The organism is Aliagarivorans marinus DSM 23064 (assembly GCF_000429485.1).
Lineage (GTDB): Bacteria > Pseudomonadota > Gammaproteobacteria > Enterobacterales > Celerinatantimonadaceae > Aliagarivorans > Aliagarivorans marinus.
The window spans coordinates 46,964-63,439 of sequence record NZ_AUBY01000022.1; the positions used below are offsets into that span (position 1 = coordinate 46,964).

General features: G+C 54.2%; 16 protein-coding genes and 1 riboswitch. Of the genes, 2 read left to right on the forward strand and 14 right to left on the reverse strand.

Annotation, left to right across the window (positions count from 1 at the left end):
• Nucleotides 1-129: 129 nt before the first annotated feature.
• The 13 genes from G461_RS23950 to thiD form a co-directional block, all read right to left on the reverse strand.
• Entirely contained in the window at nucleotides 130-1,410 is a 1,281-nt protein-coding gene (locus tag G461_RS23950; protein WP_157360285.1) for a hypothetical protein, read from the reverse strand.
• The gene (locus tag G461_RS23955; RefSeq protein WP_051333500.1) at nucleotides 1,319-3,751 is read right to left on the reverse strand and encodes a putative bifunctional diguanylate cyclase/phosphodiesterase; all 2,433 of its coding nucleotides are present in this window, start codon (nucleotides 3,749-3,751) and stop codon (nucleotides 1,319-1,321) included. The genes G461_RS23950 and G461_RS23955 overlap by 92 nt, the downstream gene beginning before the upstream one ends.
• Complete coding sequence (locus G461_RS0110640; protein ID WP_169727248.1) at nucleotides 3,741-4,370, reverse strand: methylamine utilization protein; 630 nt, start codon at nucleotides 4,368-4,370, stop codon at nucleotides 3,741-3,743. Before G461_RS0110640 ends, G461_RS23955 begins: the two co-directional genes overlap by 11 nt.
• Nucleotides 4,371-4,775: 405 nt before the next feature.
• Nucleotides 4,776-6,008, reverse strand: a complete 1,233-nt coding sequence (locus G461_RS0110645) for a DUF3179 domain-containing (seleno)protein (RefSeq protein ID WP_026971828.1) — start codon at nucleotides 6,006-6,008, stop codon at nucleotides 4,776-4,778.
• A 103-nt stretch (nucleotides 6,009-6,111) separates the two neighbouring features.
• Nucleotides 6,112-7,008, reverse strand: a complete 897-nt coding sequence (locus G461_RS0110650; RefSeq protein ID WP_026971829.1) for a LysR family transcriptional regulator — start codon at nucleotides 7,006-7,008, stop codon at nucleotides 6,112-6,114.
• 428 nt (nucleotides 7,009-7,436) lie between these two features.
• Nucleotides 7,437-8,264 carry a mechanosensitive ion channel family protein gene (locus tag G461_RS0110655; RefSeq protein ID WP_026971830.1) on the reverse strand — a complete coding sequence of 276 codons (828 nt, stop codon included), beginning with the start codon at nucleotides 8,262-8,264 and terminating at the stop codon, nucleotides 7,437-7,439.
• A 132-nt stretch (nucleotides 8,265-8,396) separates the two neighbouring features.
• Complete coding sequence (thiE, locus tag G461_RS0110660) at nucleotides 8,397-9,038, reverse strand: thiamine phosphate synthase (protein ID WP_026971831.1); 642 nt, start codon at nucleotides 9,036-9,038, stop codon at nucleotides 8,397-8,399.
• A gap of 30 nt (nucleotides 9,039-9,068) precedes the next feature.
• Nucleotides 9,069-9,857 (reverse strand): hydroxyethylthiazole kinase, encoded by a 789-nt coding sequence (gene thiM, locus G461_RS0110665; RefSeq protein ID WP_157360286.1) that lies wholly within the window; start codon nucleotides 9,855-9,857, stop codon nucleotides 9,069-9,071.
• 27 nt (nucleotides 9,858-9,884) lie between these two features.
• Nucleotides 9,885-10,547 carry a thiaminase II gene (tenA, locus tag G461_RS0110670; protein WP_026971833.1) on the reverse strand — a complete coding sequence of 221 codons (663 nt, stop codon included), beginning with the start codon at nucleotides 10,545-10,547 and terminating at the stop codon, nucleotides 9,885-9,887.
• A 22-nt stretch (nucleotides 10,548-10,569) separates the two neighbouring features.
• Entirely contained in the window at nucleotides 10,570-11,523 is a 954-nt protein-coding gene (locus tag G461_RS0110675) for an ABC transporter substrate-binding protein (protein WP_026971834.1), read from the reverse strand.
• 28 nt (nucleotides 11,524-11,551) lie between these two features.
• The gene (locus tag G461_RS0110680) at nucleotides 11,552-12,358 is read right to left on the reverse strand and encodes an ABC transporter permease (RefSeq protein ID WP_026971835.1); all 807 of its coding nucleotides are present in this window, start codon (nucleotides 12,356-12,358) and stop codon (nucleotides 11,552-11,554) included.
• Nucleotides 12,351-13,130 (reverse strand): ABC transporter ATP-binding protein, encoded by a 780-nt coding sequence (locus G461_RS0110685; protein WP_026971836.1) that lies wholly within the window; start codon nucleotides 13,128-13,130, stop codon nucleotides 12,351-12,353. The genes G461_RS0110680 and G461_RS0110685 overlap by 8 nt, the downstream gene beginning before the upstream one ends.
• Before the next feature lie 9 nt (nucleotides 13,131-13,139).
• Complete coding sequence (thiD, locus tag G461_RS0110690) at nucleotides 13,140-13,979, reverse strand: bifunctional hydroxymethylpyrimidine kinase/phosphomethylpyrimidine kinase (protein ID WP_026971837.1); 840 nt, start codon at nucleotides 13,977-13,979, stop codon at nucleotides 13,140-13,142.
• Nucleotides 13,980-14,040: 61 nt separating this feature from the next.
• A riboswitch (TPP riboswitch) is annotated at nucleotides 14,041-14,162 on the reverse strand.
• Between the two features lie 245 nt (nucleotides 14,163-14,407).
• Here thiD and G461_RS25515 point away from each other — a divergent pair.
• Together G461_RS25515 and G461_RS0110700 are read left to right on the forward strand one after the other, a co-directional pair.
• Nucleotides 14,408-14,875 (forward strand): GNAT family N-acetyltransferase, encoded by a 468-nt coding sequence (locus G461_RS25515; protein ID WP_051333502.1) that lies wholly within the window; start codon nucleotides 14,408-14,410, stop codon nucleotides 14,873-14,875.
• Entirely contained in the window at nucleotides 14,872-15,153 is a 282-nt protein-coding gene (locus tag G461_RS0110700; RefSeq protein ID WP_026971838.1) for a hypothetical protein, read from the forward strand. Before G461_RS25515 ends, G461_RS0110700 begins: the two co-directional genes overlap by 4 nt.
• A gap of 71 nt (nucleotides 15,154-15,224) precedes the next feature.
• Here the strand turns inward: G461_RS0110700 and G461_RS0110705 are convergent, their stop codons facing one another.
• A complete protein-coding gene (locus tag G461_RS0110705) occupies nucleotides 15,225-16,415 on the reverse strand; it encodes a class I SAM-dependent methyltransferase (RefSeq protein WP_026971839.1) in 1,191 nt (396 codons plus the stop codon).
• Between the last annotated feature and the right edge of the window lie 61 nt (nucleotides 16,416-16,476).

Genomic DNA, 16,476 nt, shown 5'->3' on the forward strand with positions numbered 1-16,476 from the left:
TCGGGCAAGTTGTACAAAACAACTTAAGCGCGCTTCGTTTTAAGGGCTTAAGTGAGCTGCCTAATCAGCAGCGCTTGTAGCTGAGCGGCCCCAGATATCAGAAGGACCCCAGATATCAGAATGACTGGGCTAATACACCCCACTGATCACCAACTGCCATTGCTCGCGGCTGCCTCGTTGCGGCCAGTCGAAGCCTGCGTCTGCGCCGGGCTGATCGGGTGTGGTTCGGTTGGCATTCCAGCTGGTGGCGTAGAGGTACTCTATGCCCATTTCTATGTATTTGTGGGGCTGATAGCGCCAGGCGAGGGTCCAAGCGTGGCCATGGCTGTCGTTGACATCATAGCGATTGTTGTCGGTATCCACCGTCTCAAAGTTGTCATAGCGCAGGCTAAAGCGGTGCTTATGGTATTTGTAGCTGGTGAGCAGGTACCAAGCGTTAAAGTCGACTGCTACAGCGGCGCTGTCGCCCATGGCCGTGCTGCCATCCATCCATTGCGCCAGCACCCGCCACTCGCGGGTGAACAGGTGCTTGAGCGATAGCGACCAGAATTTAGTATCCCAGGCATACTGGCCTTGCGAGTCAACCTGCAGCGGGTCGCCACGGTTATCGTAGCGATATAGACGCAGCTCGGTGTTACGTCGGTGGCGCCAGTGGCCGCCGATATAGTAACCGATGCGATCGTCAGTCTCTAGAAAGGGTTTTACCCAGTTTGGCTGTAGCTCCAGCGGGCCAGAAATCGAGGGATAATCGGCAAAGGCGACGCGCTCGCCCAGCAGGGTTTGGCGGTTATGTAAAGCCCAGCCGCGCCACGCCAGCAATGTGCCTGCGCCATCGTTGGCCACAAATACGGATGAGACAAGGCTAAAGGTGTGGTTAGAGTTGTATTGCCTGCCCGGTCGGGTGATCTGCCACTCCGTGCCGATGGTGCGCAACTCTTCGGCAACCCAGCTGTTGATGGCGGAAAAGGAGTAGGTATAGGGCGATTGCCAACCTGCTTTGGGGTTCTCGAAACTGAAGTTGGGGTAGAAGGCGCCCACGCGCACACGGTGCTTCCAGCCTGCAGTGAGAGGCTGGTAGGTGAGGGCGGCTTCGGTGAGGCCGAGTCGGGTGTCGCCATCGTGATAGTAATAGACGGTGGCTTGCAGTTGCCAGGCGTTCTCGAAGTCCACCTCGCCTTCTGCCATGGCTTGAGAAAGCACGAGGCCATCGTTGTGGCCATCATAGCGGGTGATGCCGGTGCCTTCGCGCAACCAGCTTTGCATCCATTCTGCGTTGTTGCTGGCGCGAACCCAGGCGGCATCAACGCTGGCCTCTAGCTTATACTCTGCCGCTAGCGCTACTGGCGTCAGCAGTACTTGAGTCAGCAGTACGTGAGTCAGCCGTAATAGGAGCGTTCCTTTGCTCTTCATCACTTCCCTCGATTAAATGGTACTGCTCTATCCAATCACTAAAGTCACTCGAATTCAAAGGTTTGCTAATAAAATAGCCCTGCGCAAACTCCACCTTGTACTGCTTGAGGATCTGTAGCGAAGCCTCGTCTTCCACGCCCTCGGCCACCACTGACAGCCCGAGGTTATGGGCCAACTCTACGCTGGCCTTCACCAGAATGCTGTCTTGCTTATCCGAGGCCAGATTCAGCACAAAGGACTTATCGATTTTCAGCTCGCTCACCGGCATCTGCTTAAGTTGGCCCATGGAGGAGTAGCCCGTTCCAAAGTCATCGATGGAAAGGGCGATGCCCATGTTGTTCAGCAGCGTTAGCGCCTTCATCGCCTGCTCTGGTTCGGCCATAATCGCGCTCTCGGTCACCTCGAAGGTCAGCACCGAGGATGACAAGCTGCGGTTGTAGAGCTCTTCACTCACATAAGCAGGCAGCTCGTTGTCGACCAGATCCAGCGCCGAGATATTCACCGCCAGCTGCAGCTCGATGCCCGCGGCCTTCCACTGCAGGTATTGGTCGAGCGCGGTGCGGATCACCCACTTGGTGAGGTCGCGAATCGCGCCGCTTTGCTCGGCCAGTGGGATAAAATCATCTGGCCCGACAAAACCATGCTCGGGGTGGATCCAGCGAACCAAACACTCCACCTTGGTTACTTTTCCGAGTTCGATATTCAGTTTCGGTTGATAGAACAGCTGCAGCTCGTCGCGTTCGATAGCGCTGCGCAGCTCGGTCATTAGGCTCAGGCGTTGCACAGAGTGTTGGTTTAGCTCGTCGCGGTAGTAAACAATCTTGTGGTGGGTGCTTTTGGCATGCCCGAGCGCGATATCGACACACTGCATCATTCCGCCGGTGTTTTGGGCATTCTCGGGGTAGAGTGCCACGCCAAAGCCTGCCTCGATATCGATCAGTACACCGTCGATATCAAAGGCGGAATCAAACATCTTACAGAACTGCTCCACATCGGCTTTCAGCCGGTAGCTGGCGATGTCGGTGAGCAGAATCATAAACTCGTCTTCGCCGATATGGGCGTAGTAGGCGTTGTCGTACTCAAAGCGGGTTAAGCGCTGGGCGACTCGTTGCAGCAGCTTATCGCCCACATCGTGGCCGAGGGTGTCGTTAATCTCTTTAAAGCGGTCCAGATCGAGAGTGATGACTGCAAAGGGCCGTGAGGGCTGTTGTTCAATTAGGTCCGCCATATGTTTAACAAAGGCGTTGCGGTTGGGCAGGCCGCTCAAGCTGTCGAAGTAGGCCAGGGTGTGGATCTCTTGCTCGCGCTGCACAATGCCCTGCTGCATCGATTGCAGTGCGGTGCTCAGGCTTTGCACTTCGGTGGTCTTGTAGGTGGGGAACGAGCCTGCGTAATTACCGTGCTGAATCCCTTCCGCCTTGGACACGAGCTGACGCATCGGACGGCTGATGCCATTGGCCACATAGATGGTTAGCACCGAAGCTAGCACCGCCACCACTATCAGCACCAACACGAACTCATCTAACAGGTTGATAAAATTCAGGTAGGCGGTGTCGTTGGGCATGACAAACGCAAATTGCAGGCCGGAGGTGATAGTCGCGTCGGTGCTAAAGCGCCAGATCAAGTGCTCCTCGGGCAGGTGCACCTTGCCGATACTGTTCTCGGCAAAGTCATTCACCTTCAGTTGTAGGGCGCGCTCTAACAGCGGTTGACTGGTGCTGGCCACCGCTTGCTCACCGGCGAACACCATCAGATCCAACCCAATCAATTCACGGGTTTGCTCGGTCACCAGAAAGCGGTCCAGCGCTTCGCCTATTACCAACCAACCATTGGGGTTGGGGCTTTGCTCTAAAAAGCGGTAGGGGGCGACTTCGACTAAAAATGCTTGGCCGTCTACCTCGATGAAACCATAACCATCACTGCCCAGCTGAGCGGGCAGGTTGCTGGGAATATCATCGGCGGTCGCAGCCAGTCGCTCGCCATCGGCGCTATAGGCCACCACAAAGTCGGCGCGGTTGCGTTGCTGCAGATTATACAGCGCGGCGGTTAGCGAGGCAGAGTCGTTGCGTGCATCGTCCAGCAGTTGCTTGGAGTTGAAGTCTTTAGCGAAGATGGTCAGCGCATCATTCAGGCTGTTGGCTTCGTTCTCGATCATCAACATAAACACCGTGCTGGCCACACTAAGGCGTGTTCCCAGCTGACTGGTGGTGTGGCGATATGCCGCGTTTAATGTGGTCACCGATACCAAGGTGATCCCCAGTGATAACACCAGCGCAAACGACAGCAAGATGCGTCGCCGAATACTGGTGGTGCCTAAAGCTAGCCCTTTTTTAATATTCATCAAACTCGTCTGTTAGATGGTCGTGGGTTAGGGAATGCAGCGCCTCTTGCAGCGTCCACGCTAGTTGACTGCTTGTGGCAACCGTGACGTTCTGCTCGCGCGCCAGATCGGCCGGTTTCATTAGCGGGTGCCATACATGCAGTTGGTACTCGCCCTGCGGCGCTTCGATGGTAATCTCACCACTGGTGTCGCTAATGCCAAACCATGGCGACTCCGCCACATAGATATAGCCAATCATCCAGTCATGGATATTACAGCCGAGCGCCACCACGCCCGGTTTCTCGAAGGCCAAGGGCTCGGGCGGTTTGTCTTTATACAGGCGCAGCTGAAATGATTTAGCCTCGGAGAAGGAGTAGACGTGGTGCTTAATGGAGTCGGAGTTCGGGAAGTTCACCCACTCCCCGGCCTGAATGGCGAGCACGTAGGGGCTAAACTGGCGGTCGATCTGGTCCATCACCGCTGGTGTGGAGGTGGATACCTCGGGAATCAATGACTTGTCGAGCGGCACCAGCGCCGCCACCGCATGCTCAACCGGATTGCCCTCGGGGCTTAACACCGTCACGCTGAAGCGTTCGGCCTGCACTGAGCAGCCAAGCACAGCAAAACACACAGCAAACATCCTTGTTCGTAATGACATGTTTTTGGTCACTTAATTTTTATTGACTACGTTATCTTGAACCGACTAACGGCAACAAGCTTTCACGTTAAGCGAAAATTTTCGGAGGGTGTGATGGAGGTTCCGAAAATTGCTTGAGGTATGGGAGTGAGTTTAGCAGCTATGTAGGGGGTAGTATGTTGATTTGCAAGGGGTGAGGAGGAAGGAGGCTTCGCAATAGAGAGTCGCTATTTCATCGAGCGCGATAATAGGTAAAAGCCTGTTAAGATTCTAGAACGCAACAAGTAAGGATCCCTCACCTGTTGCGTGACACTCTTGGCTTCATTTCGAAAGCTAGATCTTTGTGCTCTTGTTTTCGTAATCTCTTGGGCGATGTAACGAACTACATTAAAGCTATGAAAGCGGGGGCTAACCGCGATTCAAGTCTGTTTCAGGGAAGAAGTTAGCCCAAACCATCCAATAGGCTCCAGCTTTTACGCTCTCTACTCGTGAAAGCTTTCCATGTAAGGTGTTGCCCCAAAAGTCGATGGTGTCGATATCAGCACCTGAGTGATTGTAGAAAATGCCCAAGCTTTGAAAATGCTCATCGTAGGCCACCACCACTGCTTTGCCTCCCACGGTAGTATTGATTATACCGTTGTGCTCGCGTACAAACTGCTCGGTATAGGCAACGTAGTCGTTTTCTACGTTGACACCCCAAATCAATGTTTTGCTCGCTAGTCGAGTATCTTTTACTTCAATGGTGGGAAAGACCGGTTTATCAGACTTGGCCTGATACACGTTGGCGCTTTTGAAGAGCAAATCCATAATGGGATCGTAGATCGCAAGGAAAGGGTTTTTCCAAAATGATGGCCGCATTTCTTTGATTAAATAGTCGTTTAGAAATACTTGGCCTTCAGGATAAGCCTGAGCAAACTTAGCAAATGGCATTCTAAAGGTCGGGTGCTCTTTCATCCTCGGTGCACAGGCGCAGGCGTTAACATCAGCTTCTTTACTCCCCCAAATCTGCTGTATCGGCTCGCCAGTAACTTTGTCGTACATAACGAGGTTGTTTTCCAGCTGATTCATCGGCGCTAGGTCAACGGCTTGCCCGTCAATTTCTGGAGTGTATGCGATTCCCAAGTTGGTTAGTCCGCAGTAAGTCATAACCACCTCTTCGCCTCCCATTGATTGACCATTCCCTGCGACATGAGGGCGCAGCATTTGACGGTCTGAATGTGCGCGTGCTTCTCCGTCTATATCAATGACTATCACGCTTTCTTGGTCGGAATAGTGTTTCTTGGCTTGTTCTACAGAAACGAAAACACCATTTTTCATGCGGGCGCGCATCATGATGTGAGGGTTGATATAGCCGCTGTAAAAAAATAGCAAAAACAGGAGACTAGCCGATAGGCCAAGCCAAATACTGACCGTATCTTGGTTGTACCAAAGTAACCCAATGCTAGTGGCAAAGGAGAGTAGTGAGGCGATGGCGATGGCGTGGCGGTGGTACCAAACTCGCATAGTAGTGTGTCTTGCAGTTTGAACTACCCACTGACTAACATCTGCTAAGTCCCTGAATAGCAAACCAGATAAGAATAAGGAAACGAAGGCTGAAACTGCGTAAAGGGCAGAGCCTACGGTTAGAACGTTGTCGTACATGGTGACCTCGAATTGACCGATTGATATTGATTCGATGTTAGGCCGTGTAAGTACGAGGATAAACAGTGCTATGAGGAATAGCTTGTGCCGAATTATGGAACAATTAGTGAGTTTCTAGCTCATCAATAGTGGTCTGCAGTTTTTCCCTAATTTCCGTTATCAGAAGCTTTACCTTTGCGGGCACATAACGACGAGAGTGGTAAACCGCATAAACAGGAACAGAAAAGCGGTATCGACTCTCAAACATAGAGATTAGCTGCCTTGCTGCTATCTCATCTCTCACCAAAGAAACAGGTAAGCACCCGACAGCCATCCCTTGCTTAACGTACTCTGTCAGTAGCCCCGGCGATTCTACTAAAAACCGAGGTGCTCGCTTGAGGGGCAACGTTTCATGAGGCCAGCAGTGGGTGTGGTTAGACAGTTCCTGTATTGCGATATTGTGTGTTGCGACCACCTCCTCTTCAGTTACGTCCACTCCGACATGGCTCAAATACTCAGGGCTGATATATAAGTCATAGTCAAGAGTGGCAATAGGTACCGCGATAAGAGAAGAATCTGGCAAGTCCCCAATTGTGAGCATCAAATCAAAACGACGCTCGGTCATTGCGCTCAGTGGCAGCGCGGAAGTATGAATGGAAATAGACAGGCTGGGATAGCTTTTAAGAAAGTTGCCAATCTGACCCGTTCCCATACGAAACAGGTGCTCTGGGCCATACAACGTGAGGTTACCGGAGTAGTCATCTTGCGACTGACTTATTTGCTGTTGAGTTTCTTCTATGTGCTTGGTGATCTCGTAAGCCCTGTGCAGAAATTGTTGACCAACTCCGGTCAGGGTTAGTTTTCGCGTTGTTCGCTCTAGTAACCGGCAGTGAAGAGCATCCTCCAAGCTTCGAATTCTTCGACTAATCGTGGACTTGGGTAAATCATTTAGAGCAGCTGCTTTGGTAAAGCTACCTTGTTCAACAACCTGAACAAATAAAGCGATGTCTTCGAGGTTCATGACTATTGAAACCAAGGTCAAATGATAGTTAAGTATCTCCAATTGACTCAATACGCGCAACAATAGGATTAATACGAAAAGTCGTTCGCGATTCTTCTAAGTTGCTCTTTGTTGGCATGGCCAACTATCAACCCCCTTTTCCAACAACATTCGGTTCGCTGGCGGTGAACCTCTCGCCCTAACCAAGGCAGTGCTTGCCACTCCTGTGGCCGCTATCTCCTCAATGTTGGTTGGTACTGGTCTTGGTTGGAGAAGCAAAAACTGCTTGTAAGTCGATAAGCTCGACTGGTAAGCGTTGCGCTTCAGTTAATCGTTTCTTGCGCCCAACTAGCAGGCTTATCGGTTTGAGCGGGGGGGGAGCGAACTGTTACTGCGTAATCACCCCCTAAACTAGGGGATGATTACATTTCGAGATCATACGTTGTTAGTTATTGCTCTTTCTCAATAATGACTTTTCTATGTGGGAATGGGATCTCAATTCCATTCTCGTCCAGCGCCTTCTTAATTTGCTCTGGCACGGAGTAGAGGATTGTGAAGTAGTGCTCACCTTCGCAGAAGGGGCGAACCAGAAAATCTACCGAGCTATTGTTAAGTGTTTCCACCTCAACAAAGGGGGCGGGATCTTTCAGGATATGCGGGTGATTAGCCAGAACCTCATCGATCACCTTTCTTACCTGATCGGTATTCTCTTTGTAGGCCACGCCAAAGTGCATATCCACGCCACGTACAGCATGGTGGGAGTGATTGGTAATCTGGCTACCCCAAATTTGGCTGTTGGGAATGATGATTTGCTGGTTATCAAAGGTTTGTAGAATGGTGGTAAACAGGTCAATTTCCTGCACCTTACCAAACTGGCTGGCAGCGCCGATAAAGTCGCCCACTTTGTAGGGACGGAAGATCAGCAGCATTACCCCTGCAGCTAGGTTAGACAGAGTCCCCTGCAACGCCAGACCCACCGCTAAGCCAGCGGCACCTAACAAGGCAACGATGGATGCGGTTTGCACCCCAAAGCGATTGAGCACCGCAATTGCCACGAAGGCCAGTACCACATACTTGCCTAAGCTACCTAAAAAGCGAAACAGCGTGTCATCTAATCGTTGATAACGCTCGCCAATGTTACAGATGATCTTGTTCACTCGATTGGCGATAAACAGGCCGACTATCAGGATCACTGCGGCCAGTAACACGTTGGTGGCTCCCTCAATGATGACCGGCAGGTACTGGTTTATGTCTAACTGTTCAACTAACTCTTCCATAATGCTTCCTTCCGTGGAGATTTATATACCCTTACTAGGGTAGACAGATAATCCTCTGTCTGTGGCTAATTCACTCATTTTGCGCCGCTTTTGCGATTGTTGTTGGCTAGTTCATGGATATCCCAAAGAACGCTAGGCTTTGCCGCTCATCAAGGCTATTAGCTCACGACTCACACACTGCGGATCCTCGGCGCTACAAATCGCCGAGACCAAGGCAATACTCGCCACGCCGGCGGCTGCGATCTCCGCAATGTTGCCTTGGTTAATCCCGCCAATCGCCACTAGTGGCAGTTTGCTTTGGGCAATCGCTTTGGTCAGCCCGTTAATACCCCAATGATGCTGAGTATTAGTCTTGGTTGGTGTGGCGAAAATGGCGCTGAGGCCGAGATGATCGACCGGCAGACTTTGCGCCTCAATCAGTTGCTGTTCGCTCTCGACCGACAGGCCAAGCAGTTTATTGGGCCCTAGTAGTTTACGGGCATACTCAGCGGGCATATCGGTCTGACCGAGGTGAACCCCATCGGCATCGACGGCTAGCGCCACATCGATTCGGTCATTGATGATTAGCGGCACCCCGCTGCCCGCCAGCGTGCTCTTTAAAGCTTCTGCGCGCTCGATAAACGCGCGCACATCGCCGCGCTTCTCCCGCAATTGCACCACGCCTATGCCGCCTTTCACGGCTTGCTCGACAACATGACACAGCCTAGACAGGCTGAGGTTTTCGTCGGTGACCAAGTATAGGCTGGGCGTATCTTGTGCAAATGGGTTGCTCATTTTTGGACCTCGCTCAAGTTAGCTGGTTGCTTACAGCTGTTTGACCTTCAAACGCTGTTCCAGCAACTGCTCATCCAGCAAATACAGCGCATCCAATAAGTTGACCTGCAACGAGCCGGGGCCTTTGGATTGCTCGGCGGCGATTTCGCCGGCAACGCCGAGCACTGCAGTGGCCGCCAGGCCAGTGAGATCGCCTGCCGCAGCGAAGGCGCCGGTAAGTGCGGTATGCGAGCAGCCCATGCCGGTGACAAAGGGCATCATCTTGTCGCCATTGGCTAGCTGGTATTCGGCATCGCTGGTTAGCACGTAGTCTTGCTCACCGGAGATCACTACAGCGCAATCATAGTGGTCGACCAAGTAGCGGGCAGCACCGAGGGCAGCGTCGCTGCTGTCGAGGGCGTCCACGCCTTTGCTTTGGGCCTGTTCACCGGCTAGCGCAATCACCTCAGAGGCATTGCCGCGTACGATCAAGGTTTCGGCGAGATCGGCTAGTTGGCGGGCGGCATCGGTGCGCAGGCGGCTCGCGCCACAGCCGACCGGGTCGAGCACGACGGGTTTGCCGTTGGCATTGGCTTGGTCCACCGCATACAGCATTCGAGGCAGCCATTGGCTATCGAGGGTGCCGATGTTAATCACCAAGGCGCCAGCGAAGCTCATCATCTCGGCCATCTCTTCACGGCTGTGAGCCATAATCGGCGAGGCGCCCACCGCCAGCAGGGCGTTGGCAGTGTTGTTCATCACCACGTAGTTAGTGACATTCACCACCAAGGGCTTTTGCTTGCGCAGGGTGTTTAGGGTGTCGATGATCTGTTGTTTCATGATTGCTTCAATCCAAGTCAATGGTGATTAGGCGGCATCCAGCCCTTGCTGCCAGAAGGCGACTTCCATGCGGGTGGCGGTGCGGAAGATTTCACACAGGCGCTGGCCACGTGGGCTGTCCAGTTCGATATCGGCCAATAGCTGGTCGAGGAACTCGGCGCCGGTGGCGACGCCATCTTGAAACTCCTCACTGCCGTACATCTCAACCCAAGAGCGGAACGCGTTGCCTTCCAGCACCGTATCGGCGCTGTTTAAGCGCTCGGCGCCAATCTGCGCATAGCCGATGGAGCAAGGCGCCAGCGCCACAAACAGCTCGCAGATATCGCCCGCCAGGCCGGTATCGAGCACGTAGCGAGTGTAGGCCACGGTGCCGAAATCTTCCGATTCGGCCTGCATGTCGGCCTCGGTTAGCCCCCATTGCTCACAATAGCTCACGTGGTGGGCAATCTCGGTATCCAGCAGGGCATGCAGGCTGGGCAGCACCCGGCGCATCTGCTCAAGGTTTTGCGCTTTGTACACGCCCAGCGCATAGGCGCGGGCGTAGTGAATCAAGAACAGAAAGTCCTGCTTGAGGTAGTGCAGATAAGCAGCCGGTGCCAGCTCGCCATTGGCCAGCTGCTCAACAAAGGGGTGTTGGGTATAGTCGTGCCACTCACTTTGGCAGGCCTTGATCAGATCTTGATGATTCATGCTTAGTCCTTACTCGATTCTGCTAGTCTTTGGCGGCTGGGAAGAACAGCTCGGTGGCAACTGGCTTGGCAATCACGCCCTTCTCAAACATAAACTCGCTAAATTGCTGGTAGCGACCAAAGTCTTGCGCTGCCGGGCGCAAGGCGAAGCGGGTTAGGGTGTCTTCCCAGGCCATGCGGTTGAGTTCGGTGTCGAGGGTATCCGGGGCGTAGGCCACAAACTGCTGCCAAGCCTCTTCAGGGTGATTAACGATGTACTGCACCGCTAGCTCAACCGCTTGGTTAAAGCGCGCCATGGCATCGTGGTTATACTCGTCGCGGTTCGCCACGATAATCAGCTCATCGTAGGCGGGCACGCCGTGTTCTTCTGGGAAGAAGGCCTTAGCGGCGTAGCCTTCTAGTTCAAGTTGGTTACTTTCAAAGTTACGCAGGCCGCCCCAGATACCGTCTACCTTGCCAGAAGCCAGAGAGGACGACAGCGCCCAGCCAACGTTAATCAGCTGCACTTCGTCGAAGGCCACGCCGTTGCGCTCTAGCATGGTGCCTAGGGTGGCTTCTTCGTTACCGGCGATGGCGATACCAATCTTCTTACCTTTCAGATCTGCCATGGTTTTGATGCCGCTTTTCTCTAGCACGGTCAGGGTGTTCAGTGGGGTGGCGATCAGGGTGCTGGCAACCACCAAGGGCAAATCGGCCGCTACGTCGATGGCCAGACTGGTTTGGTAGGTGACCGCTAAATCGGTGCGTTTTGCCGCGACCAGCTTGGCAGGCATGCTCGGATCTGCAGGCTCCTGCATCACGATTTCAAGGTCTTGGTCGGCGAAGTAACCACGCTGCTCGGCAATCACTAGCGGGCCGTGGTTGGGATTGACAAACCAGTCCAGCATTAGCGTGAGCTTGGTGGTTTCGGCCTGAGCCAGCATCGAGGCGCTAAGCAGCGCAGCGCCGCCCAAAAGTGAAGATAAAACGCGTTTCATTGATGTTCCTTACTGTTGTTATTAGGTCCTAGTTAGACGAGCCTTGCCAAGGCAGTAGCTTGTTGAGCAGGGTATCGGCGGTGAAGTACAGCGCCACCGACAGGCTGGCAAGAATAAAGAGTGCGGCAAACATTTCGTCGATAAGCATGCGCGCATTAGCTTGGAGCATGAGATAGCCCAGCCCTTCGCTGGAGCCAACCCATTCACCCACCACCGCGCCAATCGGCGCAACCACCACAGCCACGCGAATACCCGATGCCAATGCAGGCAGCGCGGCAGGCAGGCGCACTTGGGTAAGCACCCGCCACGGCGATGCGCCCATGGTGTGGGCCAAATCGAGGTAGCCGCGCGGGGTATTGCGCAGACCGTCGTAGCAGCAGGTGGTGACGGGGAAGAAGATAATCAGTGCCGCCATCACAATCTTCGAGGCGATACCGTAGCCCAGCCACAGCATTAACACCGGGGCGATGGCGAATACTGGAATGGCTTGGCTGGCAATCAAGATAGGCAGCAGCCAGCGGCGCAGTGGTTGGAATAGCAGCATCTGCAGGGCAAAACACAGGCCCATGCTCAGCCCCAGCAGCAGACCGAGTAAGATCTCTTGCGCTGTTACCCAGCTATGGTGGGCCAGCACATCCCAGCGGCTGACTAGTTTCGCCAATACCGCGCCGGGGCTGGGCAGGATAAAGGCTGGCATCTTGAAGATCCACACGATGGCCTGCCATAACGCCAAGATAAACAACAGGCTTAGGCTGGCTTTAACCAGCTTGCCCACCCAGCGGCTGCGCGGAGCCTTGGCGGGAATAGCATTACTCACTTGTGGCAGATCAGACATGGCTGGCCTCCAGCATACTTAGTAGGTTCTCTTGCAGCTCGGCCAACTCGGCATTAAAGCGGCGTGGCGGCTCGCCCTCTAATGCAGGCAGCGCATTGGCACTGGCGGGCTGCCCTTGTAGCACATAGATCTGATGGCTCAGGCGCAGCGCTTCTTGTGGGTCGTGGGTAATCAACACGACGGTTTTGTCTTTCAGTAGCTTGGCGGCCAGCTCTTGTAGCTGGTGGCGAGTTACCGCATCGAGCGCCGAGAAGGGCTCGTCCATTAATACCAAGGGCTTGTCTTGCAGCAGGGTGCGGGCCAGTGCGACCCGCTGGCGCATCCCGCCAGAGAGCTGAGCGGGCAGGGCGTCGGCCTGCGCGACGAGGCCGACCTGTTCGAGCAGCTCAAGGGCTTTGGCTCGAATCTGCGGATTGTGTTTGTCGCCTTGCAAACGGGCCGACAGACAGACGTTGTCCAGCACGCTCAGCCATGGGAACAGCAGGTCTTGCTGAGCCATATAGGCAACCTGATGCTCTAAGTCGCCGATACCGGCCTCGCCATTGATACTGAAGCGACCTTGGCTTTCCACTTGGCCATCAAGCAACCCGGCCAGATAACGCAGCAAGGTGGTTTTGCCACAGCCGCTGCGCCCTAGCAGGGTGGTCCAGCGGCCAGCACCGATCTGCATGTTCACATTAGCCAGCACCGGCTGTTCAGCGTCGTGATAGCGCAGTGAGGCGTGCTCAATGGCGATGCCGAGTCGAGGGCCCGAGACAGAAGTGTTATTCATGGTTGCCTCTTAGCCTTGCGTCTCGGATTGTTTGTGCAGAGCGAAGAAGTGTTGCACCGGCCCGTGGCCTTGGCCAACCGCTAAGCTGTCTGCCTGCTTGAGTGCGTCAGTGATATAGGCCTTGGCGCTGGCAACGGCCTGGCTAAGTGACTGGCCTTGGGCCAAGTAAGAGGCCAAGGCTGATGATAGGGTGCAGCCGGTGCCGTGGGTGTTGCTGGTTGCTACTCTCTCAGCAGTTAAGCGCTCAACACTATCGGCGGTAATCAGCAGGTCGGTGCTGTGGGTTTCCTGCTCCAGGTGGCCGCCTTTAAGTAACACTGCTTGGGTGTCGAGCTTGCGCAGCTCATCGATCAGCGCGTCCATCTCGGCTTGATTGGTGGGTACCGCGCAGCCCAGCAGGGCAGCCGCTTCCGGTAGGTTTGGAGTAATCACGGTTGCCAGCGGCAGTAGCTCGCTTTTCAGGCTGGCAATGGCGGAAGGCTCGAGCAGCAGATCGCCGCTGGTGGCGACCATTACCGGGTCAAGCACCACGATATTGGGTCGATATTCGCGAAGTTTGCTGGCAACTGCTTCGATCACATGGCTATCGGCCAGCATGCCTATTTTGACCGCAGCGATGTTGATATCGCTGAACACGGCATCGAGTTGCTGCTGCACAAAGTCGGGCGCTACCGCCACAATGCCGCTTACCCCTTGGGTGTTCTGCGCAGTCAGTGCGGTAATCGCCGAGCTGGCGTAGCTGCCGGTGGCAGAGATGGCTTTGATATCTGCTTGAATACCCGCACCGCCACCGCTATCGGACCCAGCGATGGTCATTACATTCGGTATGGCAGAAAGATGCTCGGTCATAGCGCACTCCATTTTATGGTCGGCACTACGTAGGGGAGGCTCAGCCCAGCGGGATCGGTGCTGTAAGCTGGCGTTAGTTCCCTCCGTCAGTGCTAACTGAATCAGGTTCAACGGGTTCGCATCGTGAGCGATTAGGCTCAAACATGACGCGATCTCAGCCCGAAGGCTCCCCGACTAACAAAGGGCTATCTTAACAGCAATGTAACGTAAATGGCTTTGTTTTATTTACCTGTGGCGTGACGCTTTGTAGCAGATCGCTGACTAAGTGGTCAAAGTTGAGCGATAACCGTATTTTGCAGTGCGCTTAGGACTTAGTTCGTCCGTCAAACTGTAACAATGGGCGACTAGATTATCCTTCGCGGGGATTCCTCTGTTGGAAGGTTTTGTTGAGAGAACTCGCAGTTCAGTTAACCAATGCAGTAGAAATTATGGAACGAACTACCCGACCTTTTCAGCCACAGGACCTAGTGGCGTTACTCAACTTGATGACTCAGTTAGGCTATGAGCACTGCCCAGATACCCTGTTGAACAACGTTACTCGCATTCGGCAATCTGGCGGTGAGGTATTTGTCTGTGAACTTGAGGGACTGGTATCAGGGTGTATCTGTGCGATTGTTGATGCGCGTTTAGCTGAAGGCGTTAATGGCGAGATCGTCAGCCTAATTGTTGCAGAACATGCGCGAAATCAGGGGCTTGGTAAAGCGCTGATCGAACAGGCGGAGTGCTGGCTGAGCACACGTTGTGATAGCATACGAGTGCGTAGCAATCTTGCACGCGAACGAGCCCATAAGTTTTATCACAGCATGGGCTATCAGTTGGATAAGCAGCAGGCGGTATTTACCAAGCTGCTGTACACCAACCAGCAGCTACACACCACCGAGAGAGAAGCAGTATGACTCGAATCCTCCCCATTACCCTTGCAACGTTGTTGATGGCTTGCAGCGAGCAAACTCCCGAGCAGAGTATCGATCCCAATGCACCATGTGATGAAGCACGTTTCGAGCAGATCGAGGCCAGTATCACCAGTGGCGATGGCGCGGGGCATGGACCGGATATTGGTTCGGGCGAGTGGTTCTCGGTGATTACCTTTCGCTTGGGTGAACGTGGCAACCCTGACGTGCCGGACGCGGGCAGCAATGCTTGGTGTGATTTTGTGGAAGCACGGCTTAATTAACAGGTCGGCTTGCTGCAGATACAACAAAGGGGCAAATTGCCCCTTTGTTTGTTGCGCGCTTGAGTGGGCGATTACGCCACTCGGCAAAGGAAGCCTTTCAGGTAGTAGCCCTCAGGATACGGCCCTGAGGTTGGGTGATCTTCCGCTTGCTCAAGGGTTTTCAAAAACTGCAGGTCACGACCGGCGTCCAGCGCGGCGTCGGCGACAATCTTTTGGAACAGCCCTGAAGGCATCAGGCCTGAGCACGAGTAGGTGGCGAGAATACCGCCGGGCTCAAGCAGTTGCATGGCTAGCATGTTGATGTCTTTGTAGCCACGAGAGGCGCGGTTCAGGCTGGCTTTGCTGTCCACAAACTTCGGTGGGTCGAGCACAATCATATCGAAGCGGCGACCTTCTTTACGGTAATCCCGTAGCTGTTTGAACACATCGGCGTTGAGATGGGTGATACGGCTGGCATCGAGGCCGTTTAGCTCAACATTCTTCGCTGCAATGCTTAGCGCATCGTCGGACACGTCAACGTTGGTGACTTCAGTGGCGCCACCGGCTAAGGCATAGGTGCCAAAACCACCGGTATAGCTAAAGCAATTAAGTACCCGGCGGTCTTTGGCCATCTTACCGACCATGGCGCGGTTGTTACGCTGGTCCAGGTAGTAGCCGGTCTTGTGGCCGGTTTCTACGTTAATCAGCAGGCGCAGGCCGTTCTCTTCGATTTCCATCGGCTGGGCTGGCAGGCTGCCATGCAGCAGGCCTTGGGCAGGCTCCAGGCCTTCTTTTTTGCGCACGTCCACATCGGAGCGCTCGTATAGGCAGGCCTCTGGGTAGAGCTGAATCAGGGCATCAATCAGGTTGCGCTTGTGGAACTCGGCGCCAGCGCTCAGCAGTTGCAGTACCAATACGTCTTGGTACTTGTCGATGGTAATGCCGGGCAAGCCATCGTTTTCGCCGGCCACTAAGCGGTAGGCATTGGTTTGGCAGAACTCGCTGAGCAGGTCGCGGCTGGCTTGGGCGGCTTGCAGACGAGCGACAAAGAAGTCTTTGTTCACGTCTTGTTGCTGGTCGAAGGTCCATACCCGGGCGCGGATCTGCGATTCCGGCGAGTAAGCAGCCTTCGCCAGAAAGCGGCCATCATGACTATAAACATCCACCGTTTCGCCCTGTAGTGGTTTGCCACTGACCTTGGCGATCCCATTGGAAAAGACCCAAGGGTGTTTACGCAGCAGGGATTTCTCGCGTTTGGCTTTAAGGGTGATGATGCCGGTCATGAAAGACTCCGATAGAAAAAGTAGCGGCGGATTATAGCCGAAGCTCGCGGCGTGCGACAGC

Coding starts and splice junctions, on each gene's coding strand:
- G461_RS0110655 (WP_026971830.1), bottom strand. CDS start 8,264: ATGGAAGAGTTAGTTGAACAGTTAGACATAAACCAGTACCTGCCGGTC.
- G461_RS0110700 (WP_026971838.1), top strand. CDS start 14,872: ATGACTCGAATCCTCCCCATTACCCTTGCAACGTTGTTGATGGCTTGC.
- G461_RS0110680 (WP_026971835.1), bottom strand. CDS start 12,358: ATGTCTGATCTGCCACAAGTGAGTAATGCTATTCCCGCCAAGGCTCCG.
- G461_RS23955 (WP_051333500.1), bottom strand. CDS start 3,751: ATGAATATTAAAAAAGGGCTAGCTTTAGGCACCACCAGTATTCGGCGA.
- G461_RS0110675 (WP_026971834.1), bottom strand. CDS start 11,523: ATGAAACGCGTTTTATCTTCACTTTTGGGCGGCGCTGCGCTGCTTAGC.
- G461_RS0110650 (WP_026971829.1), bottom strand. CDS start 7,008: ATGAACCTCGAAGACATCGCTTTATTTGTTCAGGTTGTTGAACAAGGT.
- thiM (WP_157360286.1), bottom strand. CDS start 9,857: ATGAAACAACAGATCATCGACACCCTAAACACCCTGCGCAAGCAAAAG.
- G461_RS23950 (WP_157360285.1), bottom strand. CDS start 1,410: ATGAAGAGCAAAGGAACGCTCCTATTACGGCTGACTCACGTACTGCTG.
- tenA (WP_026971833.1), bottom strand. CDS start 10,547: ATGAATCATCAAGATCTGATCAAGGCCTGCCAAAGTGAGTGGCACGAC.
- G461_RS0110645 (WP_026971828.1), bottom strand. CDS start 6,008: ATGTACGACAACGTTCTAACCGTAGGCTCTGCCCTTTACGCAGTTTCA.
- G461_RS0110640 (WP_169727248.1), bottom strand. CDS start 4,370: ATGTTTGCTGTGTGTTTTGCTGTGCTTGGCTGCTCAGTGCAGGCCGAA.
- thiE (WP_026971831.1), bottom strand. CDS start 9,038: ATGAGCAACCCATTTGCACAAGATACGCCCAGCCTATACTTGGTCACC.
- thiD (WP_026971837.1), bottom strand. CDS start 13,979: ATGACCGAGCATCTTTCTGCCATACCGAATGTAATGACCATCGCTGGG.
- G461_RS0110705 (WP_026971839.1), bottom strand. CDS start 16,415: ATGACCGGCATCATCACCCTTAAAGCCAAACGCGAGAAATCCCTGCTG.
- G461_RS0110685 (WP_026971836.1), bottom strand. CDS start 13,130: ATGAATAACACTTCTGTCTCGGGCCCTCGACTCGGCATCGCCATTGAG.
- G461_RS25515 (WP_051333502.1), top strand. CDS start 14,408: ATGGAACGAACTACCCGACCTTTTCAGCCACAGGACCTAGTGGCGTTA.